This is a genomic window from Manganibacter manganicus, from assembly GCF_002075885.1.
GTDB classification, from domain to species: domain Bacteria; phylum Pseudomonadota; class Alphaproteobacteria; order Rhizobiales; family Rhizobiaceae; genus Mesorhizobium; species Mesorhizobium manganicum.
The window spans coordinates 79,957-96,263 of the sequence record NZ_MDET01000013.1; the positions used below are offsets into that span (position 1 = coordinate 79,957).

The 16,307-nt window shown below is 63.5% G+C and carries 16 protein-coding genes and 1 pseudogene; 7 read left to right on the plus strand and 10 right to left on the minus strand.

Annotation, left to right across the window (positions count from 1 at the left end; all coding sequences use genetic code 11):
- Window positions 1-545: 545 nt before the first annotated feature.
- The 7 genes from BFN67_RS24000 (at window position 546) to BFN67_RS10745 (ending at window position 4,698) form a co-directional block, all read left to right on the plus strand.
- Window positions 546-878: a hypothetical protein gene (locus BFN67_RS24000; protein WP_139789129.1), complete on the plus strand. Its 333-nt coding sequence runs from the start codon at window positions 546-548 to the stop codon at window positions 876-878.
- A 94-nt stretch (window positions 879-972) separates the two neighbouring features.
- A complete protein-coding gene (locus BFN67_RS10725) occupies window positions 973-2,436 on the plus strand; it encodes a multicopper oxidase family protein (protein ID WP_080919611.1) in 1,464 nt (487 codons plus the stop codon).
- A 25-nt stretch (window positions 2,437-2,461) separates the two neighbouring features.
- Window positions 2,462-2,902, plus strand: coding sequence for a DUF411 domain-containing protein (locus BFN67_RS10730; RefSeq protein WP_080919612.1), 441 nt, complete (start codon window positions 2,462-2,464; stop codon window positions 2,900-2,902).
- A gap of 38 nt (window positions 2,903-2,940) precedes the next feature.
- Window positions 2,941-3,063, plus strand: coding sequence for a hypothetical protein (locus tag BFN67_RS25065; RefSeq protein ID WP_280951320.1), 123 nt, complete (start codon window positions 2,941-2,943; stop codon window positions 3,061-3,063).
- The gene (locus BFN67_RS10735; RefSeq protein ID WP_080919613.1) at window positions 3,060-3,518 is read left to right on the plus strand and encodes a c-type cytochrome; all 459 of its coding nucleotides are present in this window, start codon (window positions 3,060-3,062) and stop codon (window positions 3,516-3,518) included. The genes BFN67_RS25065 and BFN67_RS10735 overlap by 4 nt, the downstream gene beginning before the upstream one ends.
- Window positions 3,515-4,057, plus strand: coding sequence for a TlpA family protein disulfide reductase (locus BFN67_RS10740; RefSeq protein WP_080919614.1), 543 nt, complete (start codon window positions 3,515-3,517; stop codon window positions 4,055-4,057). The genes BFN67_RS10735 and BFN67_RS10740 overlap by 4 nt, the downstream gene beginning before the upstream one ends.
- 23 nt (window positions 4,058-4,080) lie before the next feature.
- Complete coding sequence (locus tag BFN67_RS10745; protein ID WP_139789130.1) at window positions 4,081-4,698, plus strand: SCO family protein; 618 nt, start codon at window positions 4,081-4,083, stop codon at window positions 4,696-4,698.
- Window positions 4,699-4,800: 102 nt separating this feature from the next.
- On the opposite strand, the gene BFN67_RS10750 is transcribed toward BFN67_RS10745, so the two are convergent.
- The 10 genes and pseudogenes from BFN67_RS10750 to BFN67_RS10800 form a co-directional block, all read right to left on the minus strand.
- The gene (locus tag BFN67_RS10750) at window positions 4,801-5,112 is read right to left on the minus strand and encodes a hypothetical protein (protein ID WP_139789131.1); all 312 of its coding nucleotides are present in this window, start codon (window positions 5,110-5,112) and stop codon (window positions 4,801-4,803) included.
- A gap of 350 nt (window positions 5,113-5,462) precedes the next feature.
- Window positions 5,463-6,106 (minus strand): annotated as a pseudogene (locus BFN67_RS10755) (IS110 family RNA-guided transposase); the annotation flags it as partial.
- A 39-nt stretch (window positions 6,107-6,145) separates the two neighbouring features.
- A complete protein-coding gene (locus BFN67_RS10760) occupies window positions 6,146-7,198 on the minus strand; it encodes a type II glyceraldehyde-3-phosphate dehydrogenase (RefSeq protein ID WP_080919617.1) in 1,053 nt (350 codons plus the stop codon).
- A 55-nt stretch (window positions 7,199-7,253) separates the two neighbouring features.
- The gene (locus tag BFN67_RS10765) at window positions 7,254-8,420 is read right to left on the minus strand and encodes an acetate/propionate family kinase (RefSeq protein ID WP_342587445.1); all 1,167 of its coding nucleotides are present in this window, start codon (window positions 8,418-8,420) and stop codon (window positions 7,254-7,256) included.
- Window positions 8,421-8,530: 110 nt separating this feature from the next.
- On the minus strand, window positions 8,531-9,889 hold the full coding sequence (locus BFN67_RS10770; RefSeq protein WP_080919619.1) for a hypothetical protein: 1,359 nt from the start codon (window positions 9,887-9,889) through the stop codon (window positions 8,531-8,533).
- A 52-nt stretch (window positions 9,890-9,941) separates the two neighbouring features.
- Window positions 9,942-10,400, minus strand: coding sequence for a DUF411 domain-containing protein (locus BFN67_RS10775; RefSeq protein ID WP_080919620.1), 459 nt, complete (start codon window positions 10,398-10,400; stop codon window positions 9,942-9,944).
- A 92-nt stretch (window positions 10,401-10,492) separates the two neighbouring features.
- Entirely contained in the window at window positions 10,493-11,101 is a 609-nt protein-coding gene (locus BFN67_RS10780; protein WP_080919621.1) for a Spy/CpxP family protein refolding chaperone, read from the minus strand.
- Window positions 11,102-11,158: 57 nt separating this feature from the next.
- Complete coding sequence (locus tag BFN67_RS10785) at window positions 11,159-12,280, minus strand: YVTN family beta-propeller repeat protein (RefSeq protein ID WP_080919622.1); 1,122 nt, start codon at window positions 12,278-12,280, stop codon at window positions 11,159-11,161.
- 595 nt (window positions 12,281-12,875) lie between these two features.
- Complete coding sequence (locus tag BFN67_RS10795) at window positions 12,876-14,951, minus strand: copper-translocating P-type ATPase (RefSeq protein ID WP_080919624.1); 2,076 nt, start codon at window positions 14,949-14,951, stop codon at window positions 12,876-12,878.
- A gap of 174 nt (window positions 14,952-15,125) precedes the next feature.
- Window positions 15,126-16,223, minus strand: coding sequence for an IS1595 family transposase (locus BFN67_RS10800; RefSeq protein WP_080919639.1), 1,098 nt, complete (start codon window positions 16,221-16,223; stop codon window positions 15,126-15,128).
- Window positions 16,224-16,307 lie beyond the last annotated feature (84 nt).

Here is a 16,307-nt window from a genome sequence, read left to right on the forward strand (position 1 = left end):
GGGCCTTTGCCCGATGATGACAGGCAAAGACGACGCCGGTGAGCTGGCGACACGGTCGCCGCTCGGCAGTCTCGCTTTTACACCTCGGATTCTTCGTCGGTGATCGGCAATAATAAGTCGTCCTGTCGGCAGCCTCATCGGTCGACGGCACATCACGCAGCAGCGCCGTCAGAACGGGGCTTCCCGTCGGGGCAGCAATGGACCCTCTTATTGTGATCGTTGGGTGATCGTCGGGAATCAACTCGAAGGCGGTTTCGTCGCCGACCGTCCGGCCCAGGCGCAACCTCAGTCCCTTGAGGGACGCGTGGCCAAGCCAGCCAAGCCAAGTAATCAGCGGCAATCATCGGAGCGACTAGCGCGCTGTTGATCGCCCTTCGCATCCTGGCTCCCGCACCATGTAGACCATCGCGATACCGCTGGTTGCTCAGCAGAACGTTCAGCGGCGCCACGTGAATCCGGCTGTAGCGATCGGAGCATGATCACCTATGCCACCTGCCACCATCCTATTCTGGACACGGCGCGGAGGCAGGACTACTGTCTGTCCAATGACCAAGCTCGTCCGCATCCTCGTAATGGTCTTCCTCGCGGCCTTCGCCGCGGGCACGGCGGCACATTCGGCGGTTTCCACCGACATGTCCCTGAAGATGTCCATGGCGACCATGGACGATGGTGGCATGGCCGATTGCCAGGACTGTCCCGACGATGACGCACGGGCATCAGCATGTGACCAGTTCTGCATGACCACGCTTACCGGGATCTGCCCGCCTGCCTTGGCCGAGCTTCCGCATGTCGCAAACCTCGCCTCTTCGCCACCCGCAGAACCGTCAGACGGCCGCAAGGGGCAACCTGACCCGTACCCTCCCCGAACCATCCTCTAAGTTGAAGGCTGCGGCGTCATCCGCTTGCGGCCGACCCGTCGACGCGCTGGCTACAACCGCGCGTCACATGAGGCAATTTCAGGATGGTTGATCCATGTCCGATTTCCAGGTGCCAACGCTGACGCGTCGAGCCCTCCTCGCATTCGCTGCCACCGTCTCGGCGGGCGCCATGCTTCCACCGCAATCAAAGGCCGCCGCGCGAACCCGCGAGTTCCGGCTCCGCCCCGGACCGGGCCGCGCGCAGATCACGCCGGAGCCCCACGGCGATACCGCCGTCTGGTGCTATGACGGCAGCCTGCCCGGTCCGGAAATCCGCGTCCGCCAAGGTGGACGCCTGCGGATCGTGGTCGAGAACGCGCTCGACGAAGAAACAACCGTGCACTGGCACGGGGTGCGCGTCCCGAACGCCATGGACGGGGTGCCATACCTGACGCAGGCGCCGATTGCGCCCGGCAAGTCCTTCACCTACGAGTTTGATGCCGTCGATGCGGGCACGTTCTGGTACCATCCGCACCAGCGCAGCTTCGAACAGGTCGGCCGCGGCCTCTACGGGCCACTGATTGTCGATGAGGCCGATCCGGTCCGGGTTGACCGCGACCTGATCTGGGTGCTGTCCGACTGGCGGCTAACCAAGACCGCCGAGATGCGGGAAGACTTCGGCAACCGCCACGACATGATGCACAACGGCCGGGTCGGCAACACGGTGACGATCAACGGCCGCGTGCCGGATGCCTTCCCGGTCAGGAAGGGCGAACGCATCCGGTTGCGGCTGATTAACGCCGCCAACGCCCGCATTTTCAGCCTCGACTTTGGAAGCCACGAACCCGTCGTCATCGCGATGGATGGGCAGCCCGTCGAACCGCATGCGCCGGAGGGCGGACTGGTCGTGCTGGGACCCGCCATGCGCGTCGATATCGTCCTCGACATGACGGGTGATACCCGAAGCCGTGTTTCGGTGATCGACCGCTTCTACAAGGGGTTGGAGTACCGCCTCGTCGATCTCTCCTATGAAGACGAGCCGCTCAGGGAGACGGCCCCTGACTGGCCTGTCGCCTTGCCGCCCAACCCGCTGCCGGAGCCGGACCTCGCGACGGCCAGCCGCCACGAGGTGACCTTCAACGGTGGCATGATGGGCGCGATGGTGATGCAGGAGATGGGTGGCAGCATGGGCGACATGGGCAAGGATTCTTCCAGCATGATGGGCAACATGGGCGGCATGATGCATTCTGGCGGCATCTGGTTCATCAACGGCATCGCGGCGGAAGGCCACGTCATGGACCCGATGCTGACGCTAGCGCGGGACAAGAGCCATGTCATCGCGATGACCAACGCGACGGCCTGGCATCATCCGATGCATCTGCACGGCCATTCGTTCCGTGTGATTTCCCGGAACGGCAAGCCGACCCGCCACCGCGAGTGGCAGGACACGGTGCTCATGTCGCCGCGCGAGCGGATCGAGATCGTCTTCGTCGCCGACAACCCCGGCGACTGGATGTTCCACTGCCACATCCTCGAACACCAGGCCGCCGGGATGATGGGCGTCTTCCGCGTCGTCTGACCAATTCCTCGAAAGGAGAACCGAAATGCGCATCATCCTGAACACCGTCGCACTCGCTACCTTCGTCTGGAGCACGGCCCCTGCCCTCGCGGGCGAGAACGACGTGATGCTCTACAAGAACCCGCAATGCGGCTGTTGCGAGGGTCATGCCGAACACCTGCGGGAGAACGGTTTCAACGTCACCGAACAGGCCACGCACGACCTAGGGCAGATGAGCAGCGAGGCCGGCATCCCCGAGGAGCTCCAGGGCTGCCACCTGGCCTTCGTCGACGGCTACGTCGTCAGCGGCCATGTCCCCGCCTCGACGGTCCGGAAGCTCCTGACCGAGCGCCCTGACATCAAGGGCGTGACACTGCCCGGAATGCCGACGGGATCGCCCGGCATGCCCGGCCCCAAGCAGGGTCCGCTCGAGATCCTCGAGATCACGAAGTCGGGAGCAGTGGGCGGCATCTATGCGCGGGAATAGAGGGGAACCCGGCAATCGGACACTGGAAGGAGCCGACAATGATGGAAGGTATGAGCGGCATGATGGCGGGCATGGGGCTGGTTTGGCTTCTGCTCCTGGCCGTGCTTGTCCTCGTGGCTGCGGCACTTGTGAAGTACTTGTTCTTCAGCGGCCGCAAATGAGCAGGAAGGTCGTTGCCTTCGGCATCGTGGCGATTCTCTCCGGAGCTGCGGCCCTCGCCGTGATCTGGCAGTTCGGAGCCAACCCCGGCGATGCCACCGCGATTGCGCAGGGGCGGCAGCTCTATACCGAGAACTGCGCCTCCTGCCACGGAGTCAACCTCGAAGGTCAGCCCGAGTGGAAGCGGCCGCTGGCTTCGGGACGCATGCCCGCCCCGCCGCACGACGCGTCCGGGCATACCTGGCACCACCCCGACGGCGTGTTGTTCCGGGTCACCAAGGAAGGTCCCGCCGCCGTGGTGGGCGGCAGCTACGAGAGCGACATGCAGGGATTCGGGGAGATGCTGAGCGACGAGGAGATCCGTGCCGTCCTCGCCTTCATCAAGAGCACATGGCCGGAGCGAGAACGCGCCTACCAGGCGGAGATGAGCAGCCGGGAGAAGGAGAAGACGCAGTGAAGGCGATCCTGTCGGCGCTGGTATGTGCCGTCCTCATGATCACTAGCGCGTGGGCCGAGGAGCCGGCGGCCATAATCCTCCACGACGAGCGACAGCCCTTGCCCGAACTCGCCTTCGCCGACGAAGCAGGAAAGTCGCGATCCCTCGAGGACTGGCGCGGCAAGGTCGTGCTGCTCAACGTCTGGGCGACGTGGTGCGCGCCCTGCCGGGCCGAAATGCCCACGCTCGCCCGCCTGCAGGAGCGGCTCGGCGGCGAAGGATTCGAGGTCGTCGTCCTTTCGGTGGACCGAGCGGGGGTCGGCGCGGTCCGGAAGTTCTTCGACGAGATCGGGGCCAAGCTTCCCGTCTTCATCGATCAGGACGGGGCCGCGCTCCGTACGCTGGGGCTGTTCGGCCTCCCCACGACGCTTCTGATCGGCCCCGACGGAAACGAGCTCGCGCGGCTCGCCGGACCCGCCGAATGGGACACTCCCGAGATGGTCTCCTTCCTCGAAGGGAACATCGAACGAGAACTCGACCAAACCGGAGAACGGAAATGAACAGAAGATCGCTTCTCGGCGCTATGGCCGCCGTCGCGGCGGCTGCATTGCCCGCGCATGCCCATCACCCGGGTGCCGATCTCGACAGGCTGATGGGCAGCGAAGAGAAGTATTTCCAGGCGATCGACGCTCCCGCAGCGCCCGGATTCGATCTGGCCGACGCCGAAGGCAATCCGGTTCGCCTGTCGGATTTCTCGGACAAGGTCGTCGTGCTCAACTTCGTCTTCGCAACCTGCACTGATGTCTGCCCGCTGCACTCCGACCTGATCGCCCGTGTCCAGGCCATGGTCAATGAAACGCCCATGAGGAGCCTGGTTCAGTTCCTGACAGTGACCACCGATCCGGCGGCGGACACACCCGAGGTCTTGAAGGGATACGCTGAGGCGCACGGGCTGAACCCGCACAACTGGACCTTCCTGACCACCCGCGAGGGACAGGCGGAGGACGCGTCGCGCAAACTGTCGGAGGAATACAACGTCCGTTTCGATCCGCTCGAAGGCGGCCAGCAGATGCACGGCGTGGTCACCCATGTGATCGACCGTGGCGGGCGCTTTGCGGCCAAGTTTCACGGCCTCCGGTTCGATCCGTTGAACCTGGTTATGTACATCAATGGCCTGACGAATAACGTGGAACGGCCGTGACCCCATACGGTTCCCGGCGAGGTCAGCCGAGCGATTGGATTGCGGCCGGGCCAATTCTGTCACGTCAACGCGAGCAGCTGAGCACAGCCGCCGTCCAGAAGCCTACGCACAGAACCGCAGCGCCAATGCCGATGGCGACCAGTACGGCATCGTAACCGCCTGCTGCAGACCATACCCAGGCCGCGTCAGCGGAGCGACCGCCAAGGTGACATTCATCGGTGCGACGAGTGCCCCGTACGCATCCCGGCTGAGCATTTCCGGCACCATGAAGCCGCGGACGATGGTGATGATCCCGTTGGCAGCGCCATAGGAAGCCGCAATACCAGAGAGGAACAGCACTTTTGGCGGCGCCAAGGCGAACCCTGCCACCGTGATCGGGAACACGATCACGATCACCGAGCCGATCTTGCGCACTGGCGCGTTCGCTCCGAAGACCATGACAAGGATTCGTCCTTACATGAGGGTTCGAGTTTATGGCGGCATGGCGTTCATCCTATCGATCTCCATCATTTATCGTTCTGCGAGCGAGTTTGGGGCGGCACTGTACGGCAGTCTTGGCTGCGTAACCTTACATGCGGTGGGATTCGACGTGGAACCCCATAACCATAATGCCTCATGCACGAGGCAAGGCCCCGATTGAGCACGACCAACCTGCCACGCGGCAGTCTGAGTCGACCATTGACGAAGACGGTCATGCTCCTCGCGTCGCCGCTGATGCTGAGCCAGCGGCGATTCCTATACTGCTCTGAGCGCGCCGCCGGCCGGATCTCTCCGGTTTCGGTGAAGCGCCAGAGCGCGATGAGCAACTTGCGCGCCATTGCCACAATCGCGTCCGGCCCTGCAGCTTACCAACGCGCTGGCGGAACCAGGCGGAGAGTTCGCTCCCGGGCTGATAACGCAGCCAGAGCCAAGCCAACTGGACAAGCGTCTTTCGCGCTCGCGCATTGCCCGCCCGGCCGATGCGCCGGTCTCGATCCATGTCGCCACTCTGATGAGGCATGGGTGCCAGACCGACATAGCTCGCGAGCTGCTTTCGATTTCCGAAAGAACGGTAGAAAACCTCACGCGCGAGAACGGCAGCAAAATTGTCGCCGATGCCGCAAATGCTCCGCAGTGCCGTAATCTTGGATACCACCGCATCGTCTGGAGCAGCTGCGAGGACCTCATACCGTTCGGCGTCCAGCTCACGGATCAAATCGAGGACAAGCCCAAGCCGCCGCCGCAAGCGGTTGATCTCGGCGGCCAGCCGGGGAGGAAGCTTGCGGCCATCGCCAGTCTCGAGCGCCGCGAGCTCTCGCTCCCAGTTTCGCAATGACGGTCGTGAACGAATTCCCTGGGTCGCGAGAAGCGCCAATATCCGGTTCTCTATCCGCGTCCGCTCCTGCACGAGATACTCGCGCTCGCGGTGGTGGTATATCCGCCTCTCTACAAGAGATAGTCGAAGCGCTCATTGCGAAGTTGGCTGACGCGAGAGCCTCCCTATCCCGAGGGCAGCGTCGGTCCGTGCCATGGATGCCTGCCCGTTTCTCTCCGTTCCAGCCAGGGCCCGGATTGCGTCGATCGTCTCGGGAATGACGATCGCCTGGTTGTCCACCATGTAGGCGTAGTAGAGTTCATTCCCGTCTACCTTCAGCATGTCCTCCCAGATCGCGACCTCGTACAGGTCTCCGTGCGGCCGGCCGATATCGAGCATCCATTCCTTGACGGTGTTCAACGCCGCCAGGCCTCGGTCGATGCGCACCATCGCGATGCGGGAAGATGCCCGGAACGCGTCCAGCACCTCCTCCTTGACGGCAGTCCTGGTCAGTTCGACGTTCCAGTAATGAAGGTGAGACAGCGTCTGTGGCACTTTTACCGCCATCGTCACGACGTCCAGTTCCGGGTCCACCGTCTGCGCGTCCGGTCCCTGGTGGCTCGGAATCTCGGCTTCAGGCACCAGCGTGTTCATGATGCCGCCAAGATGGCTCTCCCACGGGTCTGTTGCGCGCCTCAGCAACGTTCCTCGCGCCTTGTGCAGCAACCCCACCCTCTTCAAGGCGGAAAGCGTCCGGACGATGGAGGTCGTGTTGCACGAGACGACACGTGTCGCTTCCCGTCCGAGGGCGCTTTCATAGGAGCATTCGGCAACGAAGGAGTGTCCGGTCGCGTCGTGCTTCTCGCCTCCCTGGAGAATGAACTTCCTCCCCATCTTCCTGTAGGTTTCGATATTCGCCGCGGCCACCTTCTTCGGGGTGCAGTCCACCACGACATCGGCATTGGCCAGAAGCTCGTCCAGGTTCCCCGCGACCTCGACGCCACTCGCCGTCATTTCGGCCGAAGCATCAGGCCGCCCAGCGTATATCCGGAAGCCCTTCCCGCCCGCGACCTGCATGCGCCAGTCCGCGGTTATGTCGGCCACGCCCGCGAGTTCCATGTCGTCCTGCAGGATGATGGCTTCCGCGACCCGCTTGCCGATCACGCCGTAGCCATTCACTGCCACCCTCGTCTTTCCGGTAGTCATTTTCTTTCTCCATCGATCTGGCTGGTCGTCAGCAGGTTACGGTCACGGCACCCCTTCATCGCGTTTCGAGCAGTTGAAGGACCTCGCGCGCGACCGCCACTTCTTCATCGGTGGGGATCACAAGGACCCGTACTTTCGAAGTCGGCGTGCTGACCAAAGTTCCGTTCTGCAGGTTGAGGTCCGGGTCGATCTGCACCCCGAGCCACCTGGCCGCCTTACCGATCATGTCCCGGATGGCTGGCGAATTCTCTCCGATGCCTGCCGTGAAGACCAGCATGTCCAGTCCGCCCAAAGCTGCGGCGAGAGAGCCGATCTCGCGTCCAGTGCGGTAGACGAAAAGATCGATCGCCTCCCGCGCCTCGGGGCGGTCGGATTCCAGCAGCCGCTGCATGTCACCGGTCATCCCGGAGATGCCCAGGAGGCCCGACTGATCGTAGAGCAGCTTTGCGACTTCGTCCGGCCGCATGCTTCGTTCCTGCAGCAGGTACAGGACCACGCCGGGATCGAGCGAGCCGCAGCGTGTGCTCATCACCAGGCCGTCGAGGGGCGAGAAGCCCATGGTCGTGGCCACGCTCTTTCCGTCGAGCATAGCGCAGAGGCTGGCGCCGCTTCCGAGGTGGGCGACGATCACCTTGCCTCCCGCAGGAGGACCGTACGACTTCCGGAGTTCGGAAGAGATGTAACCAAAAGACACCCCGTGGAAGCCGTAGGACTGGATGCCCGTTTCCGACAGCTCGCGCGGAAGAGCGTAGGCTTTGGCGACAGCCGGCCGCCCAGTATGGAATGCGGTATCGAAGCACCCGACCTGCGCCGCGCCGGGGAACAGCTTCTTTGCCCGGTCTGCGATTTCCAGGTTTTGCAGCTGGTGGATCGGAGCCAGCGGGATCAGCCGACGCAGATCCTCGACAACGTCATCGTCCAGAAATGCAGGAGACGTGAACGTCCGCCCTCCGTGGACGATGCGATGGCCTACCGCTTCCAACCGTGAGACACCGACCATGGAGCGGATTTCGTCGGCGACGATCTCGACCGCCGCTCCGATATCCAACGGTCCGGCGCCAAGGTCGCGTTGCCGTGCAGGCTCCCCGGCCCCGGAAACCCGGAGGCGGGGATTTGAATTGAGGGACGCAACGCTGCCTTTCAGGACGAGGGGCAGGCTCGCTCGCCTTTCGTAGAGGGCGAACTTCAGGCTGGACGAGCCAGCGTTCAGGGCGAGAATCACTGGTACCAATCCTGAAACCTCCCGTGGGCCTCTAGTTGCTCGTCCATTGCCAGTCGCGGACCTCGGGCACGTCCTGGCACCGTCATCGGGCGCAGCGCCCGAGATTGAGGTCACGGACAATCCTTCCCATGGACGCAACCGGTTAGATCCGCCGCTGCAGTCGTGAACACGGGAGCGAAGCCGCCGCCTGGCGTTCGTGCGTTCGTTGTCTGCCCTTGGTACAAACGTGCGGTGACGAACTGCACCTGGCCCGCGTAGACGTAGTTGCGGACGTCGAACTTCAAGGCCCGCGGCGGGCCGGGTTCGCCGACCAGCCGCTCGCCGGGAGACACAAGTTCCTGCGCGACGTAGTCCCCGGCAAGGATCTCGCTCCAGACGCGCCTCGTCAGCTTGTCGCCGCGGTAGGCCGCCCTGCTTCCAAATCCGGAGGCGGGCTTGAAGAACAATTTTCGGCGCCGCGCCCAGAGAGACTCTGCATTATCCGCGTCGACGAGTTCGGTTTTCGGAACACCTGTCGCCAGCGTACCTGAAATCTCGTCGGACACCCCGAGTGCGAGCAGCCCGGGGCGATCGCTGAGCACCGCCAGATTTCGTTTGTTGGCATACAAGGCATGCGCGAAGGGGTGCGGCGTCAGCACCACCGCACGTTCAAGATAGGCTTCGCGAAGAACTTGATGAGCTGGCTCTTGCAGCGTGAAATCGGTGAGCCGATTGTACACAAGATCTATAGGACCCTGATCATGCCAGAGGCTGCCGTCGCGCAACTGCAGTGCCGAGGGATCCGCTATGACTGCATCGATCCCGTGATGCTCGAAGAGGCGCTTGAACAACAGAAACTCAGGGTAGAGATACTGCTCCTCCGGACGCTCGTCGACGATGGCAATGCGATGCAAAGGCTGTTGCCCACGTTCGAGACGCCATTCGGCGAGGAACATGTCGAAGAAGGCCTCTTCCAGGGCATCGAGCGTACCCGCCCCCGGCACCATGGACTTGACTGCCTCGCAGCATGCCCGTTGGGCGCGCGCCAGCGAAAGGTTGAGGAGGGCGCCGCCTGCATTGGTATTGATCTCGATGAGCTTGGGCTCGTCGGATGCCAGGTGGAAGTCGAAGCTCATGAACACGCCCCGCGCCGGGGGTTCGAACCGCGCTATGTCGGGCATCCCCTGGAGGACGAGATCACGATAGGCGGGCAACGCTATGACCGCCTCGGCAGCCCTGACGATTTCTGCCATCCTCTCGAGGCGCTGCCGCGACACGAAAACGGGAAGTGCAGCGAACATATGGGCATATCTGTCACCCATGGCCGGAAGAATAGCGGGTGATTCCGGATTCGCCCGAAAGGCCCGACTGAGTTCTGCACGGTCCAGGCTGATGCAGAAGCATCTGGTGTTCAGCAATTCGACGTCTAGCTGCAGGTCCGGCAAGCCTGAGCCGGGACTTGGCCGCGGAGTTTCACTTCGATAGACCATGGTTCTTTCCAGTCAGGTCAGGGGCGCGGTGGCATCAATCGTCTCCAGCCGTCTACTTCTGGGTACCCGCCTTGTAGAAGACCGACGGCGCCTCGGAGGTGTCACGCGGAACAGCATAGACCTCGTAGGCGGCGGAGGTCTCGTCGCCCATGCCGAGCGACCCTTGCGGCATTCCGGGAACCGCCAGGCCCGCGACCTGAGGCCGCTCGGAGAGCAGCTTCCCGACGGCTTCGAGCGGCACGTGGCCCTCGAGGAAGTAGCCGTTCACCGCCGCGACGTGGCAGCCTTCCATCTCTGCTGGCACCCCGGCCTGTTTCCGGATGGCCGAAAGGTCTTCGAGGTCGACCGTGGACACCTTGTATCCGGCCCTCTCGACCGCCTCCGCCCAGGCATGGCAGCAGCCGCACCAAGGTGTCTTGTAGACGGTCATCTCGACCGCGGCCATAGAGGCCGCAGGGGACGCAATGAGCACCGCCAGGGCGGCGAAGAGGGATCTGCTGTAGGTGTTCATTCGAGTCCGCTTCCTTGTTCGAGGTGACTGGAAAATCGCCCATCGTTGCGGTGACAGCTGGCGCGCGCCTTGCCGCGCGCCAGGGGCTTGCGTCACATCATTCCCATCGGCGCCAGCAGGGTGTCGGCCGCCGCCTTCTGCGCTTCGTCGAGCGACGCGTAGAAGGGCTCGACGGCTGCCCTCAGTCGCCGCAAGGATTCGAGATTGGCTGTCAGATGCCGCTCCCGCCTTTCGAGCGATGCCGGCATTCCTGCGGCAACCGCCTCCTGCATCATGCCCGTAGACGCGCGCGCGTTCTCGCGCAGAGCGGCGGCCACGGCCTCCCAGAGGGGCTGCTGCGCGTCCGTCACCTTCATCTCCGTCCGAAGGAAGGCGATCCGCCCTTCAACATGCTCAGGCGCCATCATCTTCCCCATCATGCCGTCCGGCATTCCGGCTCCGTCCGACATCATGCCCCGCATCATCCCGGCGTGCCGGCCCATCATCTCCTTCATCATCTTCATCATGTCGCCGCCCATCATGCCGCCGGGCATCGCGGCTCCGTCACCCGGAGCGGGAGCGGACGGCTGGGGAGCCGCCTCCGTCGGCACGGAGGTTTCGGCAGGAGCCCCGGCAGGAGCCGGGTGATGTGCGTCTTCGGCAAGCGCCGGGGCGGCAAACAGCAATGCGGCCGCGAAAGCAGTTCTGGAAAGCGTGTTCATGGATGTGCTCCTTGCAAAGGAAAGCCCGGGCGGCGGGATTGCCGCCCGGGACATGCGTCACTGAGCCTGGAAGGTGATCCCGTTGGGTCCCTCGCCCACCTCGTGGGTGCGGACCACGGACTGCGAAGCCACGGAGATCTCGGAGACGGTGCCGTCGACGATGTTGCTGACGAACACATGGGCGCCGTCGTCGCTGACGGTCACGCCGTGCGCTCCCTTGCCAGTGGTGATAGTCTCGACGACCGATCCGCCCGCAACGTCGATGACGGACACGGTGTCGTCCGGCTCGGTCTCGCTGCCCTGATTGGCCACGTACACGAACTTCCCGTCAGGGGTTGCGTGCATCTGGATTGGAGAGCGGCCGACGTCGATCCGGGCGGTCACCTGCAAGGTTGCCGTGTCGATGACGGCGACTTTGTTCTCGTCCCTGAGCGAGACGTAGACACGGCTCCCATCGGGTGTGAAGCCGACCTGGACCGGAGCCTTGCCGACCTCGATCCTGTCAGTCTCCTCCAACGAAACCGTGTCGATAACGGAAACGGTCCCGTCCTCGACGTTGGCGACGTAGATCGTGCTGCCGTCAGGGCTCATCCGCAGGCCGTGCGGGTAGTCCCCTGTCCCGATCTCCCGGACGGTCAAGCCCTTGGCGAGGTCGACGACCGTCACCGTGTCGTCTCCGGAGTTGGAGACGAAGGCGCTCTTGCCGGAATGGTCGGCGATCACATGGGCAGGATGGGATCCCACCTCGATGGTGGATGCAGGACCCGATGCGAGGCTGGCCGGATCAAGGACGATCAGCGCGCCGCTCGCCCCGGAGTCGCCGTGGCCGTCACCGCCGCCATGGCCACCGCCATTGCTGTTCTCGGCTTCGGCGTGTCCCTGGCTGGCATCCTCCTGCAAAGGACTGCCGACCGCCAGAACGCGGTCTATCCCGGGCACGAACTGGACGTTGTGCGGCGTGACCTTGACCGGAACGATCTCGACCCGGCCCGAGGCGAGGTCTATCCGGCTGACCGAATTCCCGTATTCGTCGGCCGTATAGACGAAGCCGGAGGAAGCTACCTCGGCCCCCGCATGTCCCGCGAAGGGCATGAGGAGCGCGAGCGCGGACGCCGTCGCAAGTGCGGCCAGCGTGGCTCGCCGCGAGATCGAGGCGTGTATTGGCGTAAACATGTTCATGGTGAAAGCTCTCATTGTTCGTGACTCCGTTCAGGGAGCGCACGGAACCCGCGGGCGCGTGCGCTCAGGCGGTCACGGAGAGCTTGGGAGGGCGCGACAGGGTCGACGGATCACGCGGGAGCGACGTCGAAGGAGGCACAAGGGCCGCCGGCGCAGCTTGCGTGGCCAACGTCAGTCCTGCCGAGGGAACGGGAACGCAGACCGCGCACGAGGTAGCCGACATGCAGCAGTTGTCCGCATCGCCCTGATCCGCGCCGCTGTCGTCGCATGGGACAGCGTGCGCGTGCCCCTGATGCCCGTGCGGGCCTGCAGCGGCGACGTCCGGGTTGCCGATGGCGACGTGTACCTCCCCGCCCGTTGCATGGGCGTGCCCGCCGCCGAAGGTGGAGAGCGAGAAGGCGACCAGAACGGCAAGCAGGAGAGCGACGAGGCGCGCGGCGGTGGCCGGCGCATTCGCTTTCCTTTTCGTGCTCGTCAGGTTCCGTCGCAACCTGCTCTCCTTCCAATGTTCTCGACTATCAAAGATAGACCGCGCCGCCGCAACGCTGTTTGTCCTGGATCAAAGAGGAAGCGCTTTCCGGTTTTGTCGTTCGTGTCATGTCGTCTTCCGATACAGCCTGAGCAACTGGGCGTTGAGGGCGACGATGATGGTGCTTGCGGACATGAACACCGCACCTATTGCCGGGGTCATCAGGAAGCCCGTCCCGAAAGTGATGCCAGCGGCCATCGGGATTGCGATGGCGTTGTATCCGGTCGCCCAAATCAGGTTCTGCACCATCTTCCTGTAGGTCGCGCGGGAAAGGCCAAGGATTGCCGCCACGTCCCGGGGGTCGCTTCTGACCAGCACCACGTCGGCGGATTCGACGGCCACGTCGGTTCCCGCGCCGATCGCGACGCCCAGGTCGGCCTGCACCAGCGCCGGGGCGTCGTTCACGCCGTCTCCGACCATGGCCACCTGGAGGCCGCGGGACTGTAGCTCCTTGATCTTGGCCGACTTCTCGTCGGGAAGCACCTCGGCGAAGTACTCTTCGATACCCAGTTCGCGGGAGACGGCCGCCGCCACGCCCTCGGCGTCTCCTGTCAGCATGATGGAACTGATGCCCAGCGTCTTCAGTTCTGCAATGGCTTCCCGGGACTCCGGCCTCACGATGTCAGCAAGCGCGAACAGGGCGCGGGGCACACCGTTCCGGACGAGGACGACGACGGTCTTGCCTTCTGCTTCCAGTTCGCCGAGTCGGCTACCCGGGACCGGGTTGCCCTGTCTGGCGAGATGGCCAGGACTGACGATCCGGATGTCCTGTCCCTCGACCTCTGCGACGATGCCCTCGCCCGTGAGGTTTCGGACATTGCCGGGAGCGGGAAAGTCGATGCCTCTCTCCTTTGCGGCTGCCACGATTCCTTGGGCGATCGGATGCTCGGAATGGCTCTCGACGGAAGCGGCGAACCGCAGTTCCTCCTCTTCGCTCCCACCCGCGAGAAGAACGGTGTCGCTTACGCCGAACAGCCCCTCCGTCAGCGTTCCGGTCTTGTCGAAGACGACCGCATCCAGGTTGCGCGCGCGCTCGAAGGCGGCGCGGTCGCGGATAAGCAGCCCGCTGCCGGCGCTCAGGGACGTGCTCACGGCCACGACCAGCGGCACTGCCAGGCCCAGCGCATGGGGACAGGCGATAACCATCACCGTGACCATGCGCTCGATGGCGAATTGCCAGCTCTCGCCTGCGAGGACCCAATAGGCGAGTGATCCGAAACCAACTGCAAGGGCGATGTAGGTGAGCCAGCCCGCTGCCCGGTTCGCCACGTCCTGGGTGCGGGACCGCGTCGCCTGCGCCTCCCTGACGAGGTTGATGACCTGTCCCAGGTACGTCTTGTCGCCCGTCGCCGTGACCTCGATCGTGACGACGTTCGCGCCGTTGATGGCGCCGCCGATCGCGCTGTCACCCGCTTCCTTCGACACCGGCCGCGATTCCCCTGTCAGCATCGCCTCGTTGAAAGAGGACCTGCCTTCCACGATAGCGCCGTCGACGGGTACCTTGGCGCCCGGGCGGATGAGGACTCGGTCTCCCGGAACGAGTTCGGAGATGGGGACCTCGGTGACAGCACCGGACGCGTCCAGCCGCGCCGCCGTGTCCGGCAGCAGGCGGACGAGCTCTTCGAGTGCGCGGGAAGCGCCCATAACCGAGCGCATCTCGAGCCAATGCCCGAGAAGCATGATGACGATTAGCGTCACCAGCTCCCAATAAAAGGACGTGCCCGGGAGACCGAAGGTGACGGCGGCAGAATAGAGATAGGCAACGGAGATCGCGAGCGCGATCAGCGTCATCATGCCGGGCTTGCCTGCGCGTAGCTCGGACGTGAAACCCGTCAGGAAAGGCCAGCCGCCATAGACGTACGCGACGGTCGAAAGGGCGAACAGCAGAAACTCGCTTCCGGGGAAATCCAGGCTCCCCTGGATGCCGAACCAGTGCTGGATCATCGGAGACAGCAGCAGGACGGGCGGGGTCAGGACAAGCGAGATCCAGAACCTTCGCCGATAGTCGGCCACCATCTCGCCGTGATCGTGCCCTGAATGGCTGGAGTTTCCGGCGTCGCCGCGAGAGGACTTGCCGTGGCCCGCTGGATGCTGCCGCCCCGCTGATTCAGCGATGTGCTCTTTGTGATGAACGTGTGTCATGCAACGCCTCGGTGCCATCGGTGTCGCATCCAATGAATTCTTTGCGACAGCAGGCAGGACCCGGCCAGATCTCGTCCGGCCCCGCTATTTCAATCCCTACCCCTTCCAGCGGGTGGAAGGTCAAGTCCTTTTAGGGTCAGAACAAGAGCTGCTCAAAATCGTACGCCGCCTTTATCAACCAAAGACAGCTACGGCTGATTTGATGATAATTCCGCCATCCGGGCTTCGGCGCATTTGACGTCCCGTTGCGGCGCGAAAGACGCTCGCTAACTGCAGTGCCGGCGGCACGCGTGACCAAAGTGTCCGGATGGTTTGGCGGCCACGCCGCGTTTTGCGGACCGCATTGCCGATGACGATGCGCTGCGACCAGCGGAAGCCGATCTCATGGAAATACAGGTCGGCATGCTGCGGGCTGATATGATGAAAGACGCCGACGATAGTACGGCGGACACGAGAATTGAACCCTTCAACCGAATTGACGTGGACAGCGTCACGGACGTATTCACCGTCGGAATGCTTCACGGTCTCATGCTTGGCAAAGCTCTGGCCAATAGCGAGGAATGCCTTCCACTCGTCGCTCATCAAATGAGATCCCAAGTCGATCTGCGCCTCAATGACGCGTTCGCTTGCTCGCACCGAGAGGCCGGTAACGACCGCAGCACGCGCGTCACCGGCAAGCGTGCCCGGCGTGATGTCACTCGATCGCTGCACCATTGCCATCACCGGTGTTTTCTGCGTGTTCGCCTGACCTTTCCGGCCTCTTCCCGAAGGCTGGTCATCGGGATGCTTTCTGGGTCTTCCGCCAAGATGAAAATGATCAATCTCCACCGTACCGTCGAGCATATGCTCCCGCGCCACCATGAGACGCAGCGCATGTCCCATCCGCCAGGCCGTTGGCTGACTCACTCCGAGAGCTTCGGCCAAGCGCACCGAGGACATGCCCTTGTCCGATTGCAGCATCAACCACATGGCCTTCAGCCAGACCCGTAGAGGAAGCTTCGTGGAGTGCAGAGGCGTGTGCGTTGTCACTGTGAATTGGAACCGGCAGTCGCCGCTCGAGCACTGATACAGCCCCGGTCGGGCGCGCCGCTTACCCACATCCCGGCCGGCGATCGCGATCGAGCGCTTGTAACCGCAGGCGGGACAAATCCTGCCATCCGGCCACACCATGCTTTCCAGCAGCCGACGACAATGATCTTCACTACGGAACGCCAAAATCATGTCTTCGACGGTCCGAATGTTAGATAGCGCCGCAAGCATCGTTTCAGGCATTTTCATCTCCTTCAGACCAGCCGGAAGAATCGCATGAAAAGTGCGGGATCACAACGATATTGCTGTCTTTGGTTGATAAAGGCG

Excerpts from the sequence above, each read along its gene's own strand:
- BFN67_RS24000 (WP_139789129.1), top strand. The coding sequence starts at position 546 with ATGACCAAGCTCGTCCGCATCCTCGTAATGGTCTTCCTCGCGGCCTTC.
- BFN67_RS10725 (WP_080919611.1), top strand. The coding sequence starts at position 973 with ATGTCCGATTTCCAGGTGCCAACGCTGACGCGTCGAGCCCTCCTCGCA.
- BFN67_RS10730 (WP_080919612.1), top strand. The coding sequence starts at position 2,462 with ATGCGCATCATCCTGAACACCGTCGCACTCGCTACCTTCGTCTGGAGC.
- BFN67_RS25065 (WP_280951320.1), top strand. The coding sequence starts at position 2,941 with ATGATGGAAGGTATGAGCGGCATGATGGCGGGCATGGGGCTGGTTTGG.
- BFN67_RS10735 (WP_080919613.1), top strand. The coding sequence starts at position 3,060 with ATGAGCAGGAAGGTCGTTGCCTTCGGCATCGTGGCGATTCTCTCCGGA.
- BFN67_RS10745 (WP_139789130.1), top strand. The coding sequence starts at position 4,081 with ATGGCCGCCGTCGCGGCGGCTGCATTGCCCGCGCATGCCCATCACCCG.
- BFN67_RS10760 (WP_080919617.1), bottom strand. The coding sequence starts at position 7,198 with ATGACTACCGGAAAGACGAGGGTGGCAGTGAATGGCTACGGCGTGATC.
- BFN67_RS10770 (WP_080919619.1), bottom strand. The coding sequence starts at position 9,889 with ATGGTCTATCGAAGTGAAACTCCGCGGCCAAGTCCCGGCTCAGGCTTG.
- BFN67_RS10775 (WP_080919620.1), bottom strand. The coding sequence starts at position 10,400 with ATGAACACCTACAGCAGATCCCTCTTCGCCGCCCTGGCGGTGCTCATT.
- BFN67_RS10780 (WP_080919621.1), bottom strand. The coding sequence starts at position 11,101 with ATGAACACGCTTTCCAGAACTGCTTTCGCGGCCGCATTGCTGTTTGCC.
- BFN67_RS10785 (WP_080919622.1), bottom strand. The coding sequence starts at position 12,280 with ATGAACATGTTTACGCCAATACACGCCTCGATCTCGCGGCGAGCCACG.
- BFN67_RS10795 (WP_080919624.1), bottom strand. The coding sequence starts at position 14,951 with ATGACACACGTTCATCACAAAGAGCACATCGCTGAATCAGCGGGGCGG.
- BFN67_RS10800 (WP_080919639.1), bottom strand. The coding sequence starts at position 16,223 with ATGCCTGAAACGATGCTTGCGGCGCTATCTAACATTCGGACCGTCGAA.